Raw genomic sequence first — 12,366 nt, 5'->3', positions numbered from 1 at the left:
GTACAAGAAGGACCCGGACTCGCTGCCGGCGCTCGGACCGTGCCGTCACTCCCCGAGGTCGATCCGCAGTCGTTGGGCGAGCTCGCGGTGGGCGTGCGCGATCGCGTCGATGAACACGGCCAGCGCCTCGTCCGCCCGGATCGGTTCGGCCAGCCGGATCTCGTAGAACTCCCGATCCGGATGCTGCGCCCAGACGACGCCGGTTCGGGCTTCGAATGCGGTGACCATCAGATCCTCGTCGACCACGTCCGGTCCGGTGTCGATGACCGGCTTGATTTCGTCGTCGATTCCCAGCTCCCAGGTCAACCCGTCGCCGGTCGAGATCCCCATGTTGTCCAGCAACTGCTCCTGCGTCAGCGCCAGCTCCGGGCTCCCGGGCTCAAAGACGAGGTCGGCGAACCGCTGCGGCGCCCGGGCCAGCGCGGCGGCCACGACGGGCCGGCCGGTGAGGGCCGATGGGCGGTAGACGTCCCAACCTTCCCCCGAACCGCTCGGGGGAACGCCGGGCACGGAGTATCGGTAACGTCGCCACCATGACATGTGCCCTACTGTCGGGAACCCGGGACCGGAAAAGCAAGCCTGTCAAACCCGTTCCGCAGTTGGTGGGCAGACGATCATGTTGAATCGTGGGTCTGGGCTGCGAAATGGGCGCGATCCGGCCGGGTGCTCGTGTGCCTACGCGTTGACGGCTCTTCGAAGTTGAGCGGGGTTCGCGGCTGACGGCGACCCGGATATAGAGGGCTCGCAGCTCATCGGTGATCATCTGAGTGTCTAGATCGGATGGTCACAAGTGAAGAGCTGCGAGCATGGTCAACGATACGAGCCGGCTGCTGGGTCTGGACGGCCTGGTGGTGGAACGGGTCGAGCTGGACGTCGAGGGCGTCCCCGTGGTGGATGTGTCCACCGGTTGTGAGCAGGCACGATGCTGCCCGCAGTGTGGGCAGCGAGCGGCCCGGGTGAAGCAGTGGGCCACCACCCGGCCGCAGGACCTGCCGGTCGCCGGTCGATCAGTGCGGCTGCGCTGGCGCAAACGACGCTGGTACTGCCCGACGCCGGCCTGTCCGCGCAGGTCGTTCACCGCTTCTCGATGAGGTCGCCGAGCCGGCGCGTCTCCGGAATCAGCCGTCGCAGGCTGGCCAAACAGCCCCCGCAACAACCGTGCAATCCACGCTCCCCAAGACGCCACCAAGGTCGTGACCTGCTCGACAACCAGCGGCGCGGCCAGTCCATCGGTGATGAGGAGTTCGCCCGCGTACACGATGAGGCGGGAGACGCAGGTGGCGATGGTGTCGCGGACCAAGAGTCGGACGGCGGCCACCAGGGCGGCGGCGCCTTCGGTGATCGCGGCCATGGTGTCGGCGCCCTGGGCGAGGCCGGTGATGGCCTGTTGCTGTTCGTTGGCCCAAGCCCGGCAGGCGGGGCCGGCACGGCCGCCCCAGCCAGTGGCGCTGCGTGTATGCCCGCGGGGCGAGCGCCAAGAACGTTGCGCCAGGCGGAGCGGGCGGTTCGCGAACCCGCACCGCCTCGCCGATCATGGAGTTGTGGTGGGCAACAAAGCGCCCGTTACGCCGCTAAACCGGGCACCACAACTCCATGATCGACCGAGTCAGGCCGCGATCTTGCACTTTCTGTCGCGACAAATGACGCAGAGTCCCGCAAGCCGACGACCGAAACTGCAAGATCGCGCACTCCGCGCATTCATCCGTATCATTTCGGCATGGTGCTGTTCAGTCGGCGGGCGGTGTTGCTGGCCGGCAGTGGGCTGCTCGTCGGCTGTTCACGGCAGCCGGAGGCGGACCCGGTCCACCTGCGACTGGCTACCGGGCCGGCGGGGGCGGTCTATCGGCGGATCGGTGGGGCGCTGGCCGAGCACATCTCGGAGCAGGTGCCGGGTGCCACGGTGACCACCGTGCCGAGTGGGGCGTCCACCGACAACATCCGGATGCTGCGGGCCGGCGAGGTGCACCTGGGGTTGACCAGCCTGGACGCGCTGATCACCAGCGACGGCAGCGCGCCCGGGGGGCTGTCGGCGATCTGCCGGCTCTATGACAGTCACCTGCATCTCGTGGTCATGGCCGGTTCGGCGATCGGCGAGTTTCGGGACCTTGAGGGCAAGCGGGTGTCCCTCGGTGCGCACGACTCGGGCACCGAGTTCACGTCGCGGCGGGTCCTGAAGCTCGACCCGCTGAAAGCCGATGCCTGGAACCTCAGCCAGGCCGGGTCGGCGGGGGCGCTGCGCGACGGCACGATCGACGCGATGTTCTCGCTGACCGGCGTCCCCACGCCCGCGATCACCGAGTTGGCGCAGCGCCACCCGATCCGGCTGATTCCGTTGGACGCGCAGGCGGATGTGCTCTTCACGGCGTACCCGGGTCCCTACGCCCCGGCCACGATCCATGCGGCCGCCTACGCAGGCGTTCCAGCGACGCGCACCGTCGCCGTACCGAATGTGCTGCTGGCGCGCGACGACCTGCCTGACGATCTGGTCTACGCCATCACCGACACGGTCTTCCGGCACACGGGGGCGATCACCTCCGCTGGTCGTGACGGCGCCGAGGCTCTTCCGGAGGCGTGGCAGATCAACGTGCGTACCGGGATCTCCACCGCGTCGGTCCCGCTCCACCCGGGCGCGGCGGCCTGGTTCCGCGACCGCAAACGCTGACCCGGCGGTCGTCAGACCGGCGCCGACGCGGGAGCGACCGGCAACACCACCAGTGCGGCGAGCCCGTGCCCGGACCCGTCCGGACGGGGCAGGCCCTCCTCCAGCCGTAGCTCACCGCCGGCCGCCCCGACGAGGTCGGCGCAGATCGCCAGCCCCAGGCCGGTCCCGGGAACGTTCTGGTGCCGCGGTGACCGCCAGAAGCGTTGCAACGCCTGGGCCCGCTCGGACGCGTCGATGCCCTGGCCGTCGTCGCGGACGGCGACCGTGACCACGGCTCCGTCACCAGCGCCAGCTGTTACCTCCACGACCTGCGCGTCGGACAGCCGCAACGCGTTGCTGATCAGCTCGTCGAGGATGCTGCCCAGGCCGCCCGGCGGCTCCAACAACCGCAACCCCGGGGGTACGGCGACAGTCAGGGTCTGCCCCGCCGTGGCGGTCAGGGCCCGCCACCGGTCGACCCGGGTCGCCAGCACCTCGTCGAGGTCCACCGGCGACGCCGTCCGCAGGCTCTCCATCCGCGCGCTGGCCTGGAGCGAGTTCAGCATCCGCTGCATCGCCTTCAACTCGTCGACGGCGACGTCGTACACCTGCTGCCCGTCGCCGTCGGACCGCAGGTGCGGTGCGAGGCTCTCCACGGCGAGCCGGAGGCTGGTCAATGGGTTGCGCAGCTGGTGCGACGCGTCGGAGACGAAGGCGCGCTGTCGCTGCGCGGCGTTCTCGACGGCGTCCATCATGCTGTTGAACGACTGCGCCAGCCGCCGCAGCTCGATCGGGCCGGCCTCGGCGTCGGCGCGGATGGTCAGGTCTCCCTCGGAGATCCGCGAGGTCGCCGCGTCCAGTTTCCGCACCGGGCGCAGCACCCACGCCGACACCGGCCAGGCGACGGCCGTCAGCGCGAGCAGCGGCAGCAGCCCGAGCCCGGCCAGCCGGGCCCAGCGTAGGAGGATGAGCTCGCGCGTCCGGGACAGGTCGGAGATCGTCACGACGGCGCCGACGACCTCACTGTCCCGGCCGACCGGTTCCGCCACCACGAGTGCGGAGTCGTCCCACGGCGCCCACTCCCACGACGGTTCGGACCGGGCGCCGGCGAGCGCCGCGGTGACGATCCGAGGCAACGCCGCCTCGGCGTGCGCCGCCTTCTGGTACGCGTCGGTGGGTCCGAGCAGCACCGCGCCCGACGTGTCGATCAGCGCGACCGGGATGCCGTAGAGCTCGTGGTACCGCGTCAGCTCCTGCTGTAACGCCTCGGTGCGGCCGGTCGACAGCGCGGTCTCGGCCAGCGAGGCGAACCGGCCGACGTCGTTGAGCCGGTTGACGTACGTCTCCTGCATCTCGCGTTCGGCAACGGTGATGCTGAGCGGCACCCCGAGCGCCGCGACGAGCAGCACCGCGAGGGGCACCAGGACGACGAGCAGCCGACGGTGCACGGCCCGTCAGCCGATCAGCTCCGGCTGGTCGGCCAGCAGCCGATAGCCGACGCCGTGGACAGTGCGGATGACCACGTCCGGGCCCAGCTTGTGCCGCAGCGCCGCGATGTGGGTGTCCAGGGTGCGGCTGGACGACTCCCAGGTCGCGCCCCAGATCTGGTCGAGGATGACGTCACGGCTGACCACGTTGGGTGCCCGCCGGGCCAGGAGTAGGAGCAGTTCGAACTCCTTGCGGGTCAACGGCACGAGTGTGCCGTCGACGGTGACCTCGCGGGTGCCGACGCCGATCCGCATCGGGCCGAGGACGAGCGGCTCGTCGGTCTGGCCGAGGGCACGAGCGGCCCGGGTGCGCCGCAGGACGGCGTCGATCCGGGCGAGCAACTCGGGGATGCCGAACGGTTTGACGATGTAGTCGTCGGCGCCGGCGCGCAGGCCACGAACCCGCTCGTGCTCCTCGGACCGCGCCGTCACCGCGATGACGGCGGTCTGCGGGTGGTCACGCAGCTTGCGGATCAGGTCGAGCCCGTCGCCGTCGGGGAGACCCAGGTCGACGAGGACCACGTCGGACGGGGCGGCGCGCTCGGCCTCCGCGGCGGTGGCGACGCGGTGGACCTCGAAGCCCGCCTGGGTCAGGACGGTCACCAGACCCCGCGCCACGCGGTCGTCATCCTCGATGACGGTTATCCGCATACCAGCGGATTCTACGGCCCGGACCGACGCTCGCGCCGACCCTGCTTCTTGGGATTTTTCTGACACCATCCGGCCCCCGACCAGCCGAGACTGGGTCCACCCACGCACCGAGGAATGTCCATGCGCTGATGGGGAGGCCGTCGTATGCGAACGACCAGCAGGTACCGGGCCACCGCGCGGATGATCGCCGCGATCGGTGTCGTCTCGCTCGCCGCCGCCTGTTCCGGCAACGGAGGCGCCACCGGTGGCGGCGACGCCGCGAGTTACCCGGACGACAACATCACGATCGTCGTGCCGTTCAGCGCGGGCGGCCCGACGGACACGGTCACCCGCATGATCGCCGAGCCGATGGCCGCGAAGCTCGGTGGCAAGATCGTCGTCCAGAACGTCGAGGGCGCCGGCGGCACTGTCGGTGCCGGCGACGTCGCGCGGGCCAAGCCGGACGGCTACACGGTGCTCATGCACCACATCGGCATGTCGACGGCGCCCGCCCTCTACAAGAGCCTGGGCTACAAGCCCCTGGAGGACTTCGAGACGGTCGGGCTGGTCACCGAGGTGCCGATGACGATCGTCGCCCGCAAGGACTTCGCGCCCGCGACGCTCCAGGACCTGGTCACCCACGTGAAGGCGAACGCCAGCAAAGTCACGCTGGCCAACGCCGGCATCGGCGCCGCGTCGCACCTGTGCGGTCTGCTGTTCCAGACCACCACCGGTGTGAAGCTCCAGGAGGTGCCGTACCAGGGCACCGGTCCCGCGCTGACCGACCTCGTCGGCGGGCAGGTCGACTTCATGTGCGACCAGACGACCAACACCAGCGGCCAGATCGCCGCGGGGAAGGTGAAGGCGTACGCGGTCACCACGCCCGAGCGGGTGAAGAGCCTTCCCGACCTGCCCACCACCGCCGAGGCCGGGCTGCCCCAGCTGAAGGTCAGCGTCTGGCACGGTCTCTACGTTCCGGCCGACACGCCGCCGGAGATCGTCCAGAAGCTGTCCGAGGCGTTGAAGGTGGCACTGGCGGACCAGGGGGTCATCGACCAGATGGCCAAGCTCGGCACCGCGCCGGTCCCGGCGCAGGACGCGACGCCGGAGGCGCACCGGGCGAAGCTCGACGAGCAACTCGGCACCTGGGCCAAGATCATCGCCGATTCCGGGGTCAAGGTCTCCTGAGGTGGAGCGCCGTCGGTCGCTCCCGGACGTCCTCGCCGGGGGAATCTTCGTCCTGATCGGTGGCGCATTCGTGGTGGGGGCGCTCGGCTACGAGCTGGGCACCCCGACACGGATGGGCCCGGGCGCCTTCCCGCTGCTGGTCGGCGCGGCCGTCGTCGCGCTGGGCCTGGCGATCGCCGGCAAGGGCCTCATCGCCGTTGAGGTGATCTCGTTCGGGCCGATCCCGTGGCGAGCGGTCGCCGCCATCGTGCTCGCGGTCCTGTTCTTCGGGTTCACCGTCCGACGACTCGGCTTCGTACCGACAACGGCGGTGACCGCACTGCTCACCACACTGGCCAGCACCCGCGTACGGCTGCGCACGGCGGTCGCCGTGGCCGCCGGCCTGACAGTGGCCAGCACGCTCATCTTCGTCGTCGGACTCCAGCTGCGGATCCCGCTCTGGGGCCCCTGGCTGGGCTTCTGACGCGGCAACCGGATTGAGGCATGGAACTCCTCGACAACCTCGCGCTGGGCTTCTCGACGGCCCTGCTGGTCCAGAACGTCCTCTACTGCTTCGTGGGAGTGCTGCTCGGGACCGCTGTCGGTGTGCTGCCCGGCATCGGCCCGACAGCGACGGTGGCGATGCTGCTGCCGATCACGTTCAGCTTCGAGCCCGTCACCGCGCTGATCATGCTGGCCGGCATCTACTACGGGGCACAGTACGGCGGCTCGACGACCGCCATCCTGATCAACCTGCCCGGTGAGTCGTCCGCGGCGGTCACCGCGCTGGACGGGCACGAGATGGCCCGCCAGGGCCGGGCCGGCCCCGCCCTGGCCGCAGCGGCGATCGGCTCCTTCGTCGCGGGCACTGTCGCCACCGTGGCGCTGGCCGCCGCGGCCCCGCCCCTGGCCAGTGTCGCGTTGAAGTTCGGCCCGGCCGACTACTTCTCACTCGTGCTGTTCGGCCTGATCGTGTCGATCGCGCTGGCGCGGGGCACCGCGCTCAAGGCACTGGCGATGATCGCGCTCGGCGTGCTGCTCGGCACGGTCGGCCAGGACATCTACACCGGAACGCCCCGCTTCGTGTTCGAGCAGCGCGAGCTGTACGGCGGCATCGACTTCGTCTCGGTCGCCGTGGGCCTGTTCGGGGTGGCCGAGATCCTGCGCAACCTGGAGAACGAGCAGACCCGCACGGCGATCGTCAGCAAGGTGACCAACCTCTGGCCCACCCGCGAGGACCGGCGTCGGATCGTCGCCCCGATCCTGCGGGGCACCGGTCTCGGCGCCGCGCTCGGTGTCCTGCCCGGCGGCGGGCACGTGCTGGCCTCGTTCACCTCGTACGCGGTCGAGAAGCGCATCTCGAAGCGGCCGCAGGAGTTCGGGCGGGGCGCGATCGAGGGTGTCGCCGGCCCCGAGTCGGCGAACAACGCCGCCGCGCAGACGTCGTTCATTCCGCTGCTCACCCTGGGCCTACCCGCCCACCCGGTGATGGCACTGATGATCGGCGCGTTCATCGTCCACGGCATCACCCCGGGCCCGAACGTCATCAACGACGAGCCGGCGCTGTTCTGGGGCCTGATCGCCTCGATGTGGATCGGCAACGTGCTGCTGTTGCTGCTGAACCTGCCACTGATCGGCCTCTGGGTGCGGATGCTGCGCATCCCGTACCAGGTGCTCTTCCCGATGATCATTCTGTTCGCCGCGATCGGCACCTACTCACTCAACTTCAACGCGTACGACGTCTACGCGATCGCGTTCTTCGGGATCCTGGGCTACGTCCTGATCAAGTGCGGCTGCGAGCCGGCGCCCCTGCTGCTCGGCTTCGTCCTCGGCCCACTGCTGGAGGAGAACCTGCGCCGGGCGCTGATCATCTCCCGCGGCGACCCGTCGGTCTTCCTGACCCGACCGATCTCCGCGGCGCTGCTGGTTCTGACCGTCGTCGCGCTCGTCGTCGCCGTCCTGCCGACGATCCGCCAGCGCCGGGCGGTCGTCTTCGCGGAGGAGGACTAGCAATCCGAACCACGTGACGGTCCGGTCGACGAAGATTGTCCCCGTGACGAGCGACAACACGCAGCGGGGGTGGTCTGCCCGAACCATCTGGGACAGGCGGTTCGACGCCCCGCTGCGCTCGTTCCTGCGTACCGAGACCGGCGGCGCGCGGGTGGTGCTGATCGCCGCGGTGCTGGCTCTCGTCTGGGCGAACCTCAGCGAATCGTCGTACGAGTCGGTCTGGGAGACCCCCTTCTCGATCCAGCTCGGCGACTGGCGCGTGTCACACGATGTGCGTTTCTGGGTCAACAGCGGCCTGATGACGTTCTTCTTCCTCGTCGCGGGGCTGGAGTTGCGCCGCGAGTTCGACATCGGCGAGTTGCGGGAACGGCGTCGACTGGCGTTGCCGATGCTCGCCGGGGTCGGCGGCATGCTCGTGCCGATCGCGATCTATCTCGCCATCAACGCCGGGCAAACTACCGCGGCGGGTTGGGGCGCGGTGATGGCCACCGACACGGCGCTCGCGCTCGGCGCGCTGGCCGTCTTCGGGCCGCGCTTCTCGGAACGGCTGCGAGGCTTCCTGTTGACCGTCGCCGTCGTCGACGATGTGGTGGCGATCGCGGTGCTGGCCGTCGCGTACCCGCACCATCCCTCGCTGACGGCGTTGATCGTCGCGGCGGCGATCTTCGGCGTCGTGCTGCTCGTCCGGGGCTTCGGAGTGCGGTTCGGGCCGGTCTACGCGCTGCTCGGGGTGGCGGCCTGGCTCGCTGTCTCGATGTCCGGTGTCGATCCGGTCGCTGTGGGCCTGGTGATGGGGTTGCTGACCTACGCCTATGCTCCCGGCCGCGGCGACCTGCAGCGGGCCAGCGACCAGTTCCGCCTCTTCCGGGAACAGCCCACCCCGCAACTGGCCCGGATGGCCCGCGCAGGCCTCACCTCGGCGCTGTCGCCGAACGAGCGGTTGCAGACGCTCTACCACCCGTTGGCGAGCTACGTGGTGGTGCCGCTCTTCGCGCTGGCCAACGTCGGCATCGTGATCGACGGCGACCTGCTGGCCAGGGCCGTGACCTCCCCGGTCACTGTCGGTGTCGTGGTCGCGTACGTCGTCGGTAAGCCGGCCGGGATCGTGGCCACCGCGTGGCTGGTGACCCGGCTGAGCGGTAACCGGTTCCGGCCGCCCGTCGGCTGGGTCGCCGTCGTGGGGGTCGGCACGGTCTCCGGCATCGGGTTCACCGTCGCGCTCCTGATCGCCACCCACGCGCTGAGCGGCCCGGCCCTGGACGAGGCGAAGTTCGGCATCCTCGTGGCGACGCTCGGCGCGTCAGTCGTCACCTGGCTGGTGTTCCGCTCCGTTGGACGACTCTCGCCGGCGCGGCGGACCCGCGCGCTGTTGGGCGTCGCCGAGGGGATCGTCGACCTGATGCTGCCGGTCGATCCGGAGCGCGACCACATGCGCGGGTCGCTCGATGCGCCGGTGACGGTGGTGGAGTACGGCGACTTCGAGTGCCCCTACTGCGGGCAGGCCGAGCCGGTGGTCCGGGAGCTGCTGGCGGACTTCGCCAACATCCGGTACGTCTGGCGACACCTGCCGCTCACCGACGTCCACCCGCATGCCCAACTCGCCGCGGAGGCCGCCGAGGCGGCGGGGGAGCAGGGCGCGTTCTGGGAGATGCACGACCTGCTGCTCGTCCACCAGGACGCGCTCAACCCTGACGACGTGCTCGGTTACGCCGAACAGCTCGGCCTGGATCTGGACGGGTTCCGGGAGCACATGGTGAAGCGGATGGGCGTGGACCGGATCGCCGAGGACGTCGACTCCGCCGACCTCAGCGGTGTCACCGGCACCCCGACCTTCTTCATCAACGGCCGGCGACACCACGGTGCGTACGACATCGCCGCGCTCTCGGCGGCGGTGAAGTCGGCGTTCGCGAGCGCGAAGCTCCGCCCCGAGTACCACCCTCGGGATCCCGAGCGCCGCGAGACCGGGCCGGCGAGCTGACCGACGGGCACCGCGGTCGGTGTCGCCACGACCGCAGGCCGATCCGCCGTCGCGTCGCGGGGTGCGGAGGTGTTGGTCGGCTCCTTTGGAGCTGAATCGTTTGCGACATCACCGACGGGGCGGCGCTGCCGACTGCGGGCTTCCAGCCGGGAGGCGGAAGCGGCAGGCATTCGCCTGATTCGTTTGCGGCATCAGCTCCAAAGGCAGCGCACCAACCTCTGCAGCCGATGGCCTGCAGCCCAGGGCCCCGCAGCCCAGGGCCCCGGTGCCCGCGCCGCAGCCCTCGCGGCCCGGGCACCGCGGGCGTTCAGGGGGTGGGGAGAGCGGCGAGCCGGCTGGCGCGGCGGCCCGCGACGGCCACGACGACGGCCAGGACCAGGGCGATGAGGAAGAAGACGTCCGCGCCGGTGAAGGCCGCGTGGAAGCCCGCCGTCGGGTCGGTGTCGGAGCTGGCCCGGGTGTACGCGATGGTGAGGATCGCGATGCCGAGTGAGCCGCCGAGTTGGTGGGCGACGTTGACGAGACCGGACGCGGCGCCGGCGTCCTGCGGTTCGACTCCGGCGACGCCGCCCTGGGTCATCAGGATGATGGCGATGCCCTGGCCGATTCCGATCACCAGCAGGGGCAGCAGCACGTCCGGGAAGTAGCTGGAGCCGGTCGAGATGCGCGACAGCCACGCCATGCCGACCAGCGCGAGAACGAGGGACGCCACCAGCAGGACGGGCCGGCCGAGCCGGTTCTGGAGGGGCCGGATGGCGTACACCATGGCGAAGAACATGCCGGTGATGGGCACGTACGCGAAGCCGGTCTGCAGGGCGCTGAGGTGCAGGACCTCCTGGAGGTACTGGCTGAGGAAGTAGAAGGTGGAGAAGGTCGCGCCGACGATGAGGATGCGTCCGGCGTACGCCCCGGAGCGTTCCAGGCCGCGGAAGAGCCGCAGTGGGGTGATGGGTTGCGGTGCCCGGTGTTCGATCAGCACGAAGGCGGTCAGGAGGACGGCGCCGAGGCCCAACGAGACGACGGTGCCCGGTGCGGTCCAGCCGGCCGCGGCGGCCTGGATGAAGCCGTACACCAGGGCGGTCATGCCGGCGGTGGAGGTCAGCGCCCCGCCGAGGTCGAACGTGCCGGCGCGGCGTTCGGTCTCGACCAGGAACCGTGGTGCGAGCAGCGCGATGGCGATGCCGATCGGCACGTTGACGAGCATTCCCCAGCGCCAGGAGAGCAGGTCGGTGAAGACGCCGCCGATCACGATGCCGACGCTGCCGCCAGCGCCGATGACCGCGCTGTACAGGGCGATCACCCTGGCTCGGGCGCCCGGTTGGGGGTGGTCGGCGACCAGGAGCGCGAGCGTGGAGGGCACGGCGAGCGCGGCGGCGAGACCCTGCACGACGCGGGCGGTGATCAGCCAACTGCCGCTCTGGGCGAGACCGGCGGCGAGGGACGCCGCGGTGAACACTGTGATCCCGGCGAGGAAGACGCGGCGGCGGCCGAGCAGGTCACCGGCTCGGGCGCCGAGCAGGAGCAGGCCGCCGAATGCCAGGACGTAGGCGTTCTGCACCCAGGAGAGCCCGGACTGGGAGAAGCCGAACTGCCGCTGCACGTGCGGCAGCGCGGTCGTGATGATCGAGGTGTCCAGCGTCATCATCAGCTGCGAGCCGAGGATGAGAGCCAGGGCGATCCCGCGACGGGAAGCGGGAGTCGGGGACATGGTCCGCCTTCTTTCGGGCTAGACTGATAGGAGACCTCCGGATAAGTGGAGGCGCACTATCACTCTAGTGATAGTCGGCCTCCGGTTGCTAGCGCTGGGAGACATCGGCATCGTGACGGCCCTCACCCACCTGCGCGTGGCCCGCCCGCACCGGGCGGACGCCGCCCGCAACTACGACGCGATCCTGGCGGCGGCCCGGGTCGCCTTCGCCGAGCAGGGCGCGGAGGCCCCGCTGGAGGAGATCGCCCGCCGCGCCGGGGTGGGCATCGCGACGCTGTACCGCAACTTCCCGACCCGGGAGGTGCTGATCGAGAACGTCTACGTCACCGAGGTCGAGGCGGTGTGCGCGACGGCCGGGGAGGCTGAGAGCCTCGCCCCCCGCGACGGCCTGTACGTGTGGCTGCGGCGCTTCGTGGAGTACATCGGGGCGAAGCAGCCCCTGGCTGCCGGCCTGAACCGGGAGTCCACCGCCTACCTGGAGTGTCGGCGGGCTCTCTACGCCGCCGGTGGGCCGCTGCTGGAGCGGGCCCAGCGGGCGCGCGAGGTGCGCGCCGACGTGACGATCGACGACGTCATGCGCCTGACCAGTGCCATCGCCTCCGGGCACTTTCCCCGCGCCGACCAGCGCGATCACGTGCTCACTGTCGCCCTGGACGGGTTGAGTACAGAGCCGGAGTGACCTCGACCGACCGTCCGCGCATCGATGTCCGAAGTGGAACAGCTGCGGAACGTGTTCGGGGAATCA

Annotated in this window: 10 protein-coding genes and 1 pseudogene; 7 read left to right on the top strand and 4 right to left on the bottom strand. The window is 70.3% G+C overall.

Annotated elements, in window-relative coordinates:
• Window positions 1-45: 45 nt before the first annotated feature.
• Window positions 46-510: a hypothetical protein gene (locus IW249_RS28515; RefSeq protein WP_196923589.1), complete on the bottom strand. Its 465-nt coding sequence runs from the start codon at window positions 508-510 to the stop codon at window positions 46-48.
• 296 nt (window positions 511-806) lie between these two features.
• Here IW249_RS28515 and IW249_RS28510 point away from each other — a divergent pair.
• A pseudogene (locus IW249_RS28510) lies at window positions 807-1,079 on the top strand (transposase family protein); the annotation flags it as partial.
• A gap of 638 nt (window positions 1,080-1,717) precedes the next feature.
• A complete protein-coding gene (locus tag IW249_RS28505; protein ID WP_196923588.1) occupies window positions 1,718-2,662 on the top strand; it encodes a TAXI family TRAP transporter solute-binding subunit in 945 nt (314 codons plus the stop codon).
• A gap of 11 nt (window positions 2,663-2,673) precedes the next feature.
• Here IW249_RS28505 and IW249_RS28500 read toward each other — a convergent pair whose 3' ends face one another.
• Together IW249_RS28500 and IW249_RS28495 are read right to left on the bottom strand one after the other, a co-directional pair.
• A complete protein-coding gene (locus tag IW249_RS28500) occupies window positions 2,674-4,089 on the bottom strand; it encodes a sensor histidine kinase (protein ID WP_196923587.1) in 1,416 nt (471 codons plus the stop codon).
• 6 nt (window positions 4,090-4,095) lie between these two features.
• Window positions 4,096-4,779 carry a response regulator transcription factor gene (locus IW249_RS28495; protein WP_196923586.1) on the bottom strand — a complete coding sequence of 228 codons (684 nt, stop codon included), beginning with the start codon at window positions 4,777-4,779 and terminating at the stop codon, window positions 4,096-4,098.
• A 144-nt stretch (window positions 4,780-4,923) separates the two neighbouring features.
• On the opposite strand from IW249_RS28495, the gene IW249_RS28490 reads away from it, so the two are divergent.
• From IW249_RS28490 to IW249_RS28475, 4 genes are read left to right on the top strand one after another with little or no spacing between them, the layout of a single operon-like run.
• Complete coding sequence (locus IW249_RS28490; RefSeq protein WP_196923585.1) at window positions 4,924-5,946, top strand: tripartite tricarboxylate transporter substrate-binding protein; 1,023 nt, start codon at window positions 4,924-4,926, stop codon at window positions 5,944-5,946.
• Window position 5,947: 1 nt separating this feature from the next.
• Entirely contained in the window at window positions 5,948-6,409 is a 462-nt protein-coding gene (locus IW249_RS28485; RefSeq protein ID WP_196923584.1) for a tripartite tricarboxylate transporter TctB family protein, read from the top strand.
• Window positions 6,410-6,429: 20 nt separating this feature from the next.
• Window positions 6,430-7,935 (top strand): tripartite tricarboxylate transporter permease, encoded by a 1,506-nt coding sequence (locus IW249_RS28480; protein ID WP_196923583.1) that lies wholly within the window; start codon window positions 6,430-6,432, stop codon window positions 7,933-7,935.
• A 43-nt stretch (window positions 7,936-7,978) separates the two neighbouring features.
• Window positions 7,979-9,913: a Na+/H+ antiporter NhaA gene (locus tag IW249_RS28475; protein WP_196923582.1), complete on the top strand. Its 1,935-nt coding sequence runs from the start codon at window positions 7,979-7,981 to the stop codon at window positions 9,911-9,913.
• Window positions 9,914-10,220: 307 nt separating this feature from the next.
• On the opposite strand, the gene IW249_RS28470 is transcribed toward IW249_RS28475, so the two are convergent.
• Window positions 10,221-11,621, bottom strand: coding sequence for an MFS transporter (locus IW249_RS28470; RefSeq protein ID WP_196923581.1), 1,401 nt, complete (start codon window positions 11,619-11,621; stop codon window positions 10,221-10,223).
• Between the two features lie 112 nt (window positions 11,622-11,733).
• On the opposite strand from IW249_RS28470, the gene IW249_RS28465 reads away from it, so the two are divergent.
• On the top strand, window positions 11,734-12,300 hold the full coding sequence (locus IW249_RS28465; protein ID WP_307788734.1) for a TetR/AcrR family transcriptional regulator: 567 nt from the start codon (window positions 11,734-11,736) through the stop codon (window positions 12,298-12,300).
• The last annotated feature ends 66 nt before the right edge of the window (window positions 12,301-12,366 follow it).

The sequence above is a fragment of the Micromonospora vinacea genome, assembly GCF_015751785.1.
Lineage (GTDB): Bacteria > Actinomycetota > Actinomycetes > Mycobacteriales > Micromonosporaceae > Micromonospora > Micromonospora vinacea.
Note: the sequence above shows the minus strand (reverse complement) of the source record. Positions and strands in the feature narration are given on the sequence as shown.

What these genes read in the sequence shown, in the direction of transcription:
- IW249_RS28505 (WP_196923588.1), top strand. Translation starts at nt 1,718, where the DNA reads ATGGTGCTGTTCAGTCGGCGGGCGGTGTTGCTGGCCGGCAGTGGGCTG.
- IW249_RS28495 (WP_196923586.1), bottom strand. Translation starts at nt 4,779, where the DNA reads ATGCGGATAACCGTCATCGAGGATGACGACCGCGTGGCGCGGGGTCTG.
- IW249_RS28490 (WP_196923585.1), top strand. Translation starts at nt 4,924, where the DNA reads ATGCGAACGACCAGCAGGTACCGGGCCACCGCGCGGATGATCGCCGCG.
- IW249_RS28480 (WP_196923583.1), top strand. Translation starts at nt 6,430, where the DNA reads ATGGAACTCCTCGACAACCTCGCGCTGGGCTTCTCGACGGCCCTGCTG.
- IW249_RS28470 (WP_196923581.1), bottom strand. Translation starts at nt 11,621, where the DNA reads ATGTCCCCGACTCCCGCTTCCCGTCGCGGGATCGCCCTGGCTCTCATC.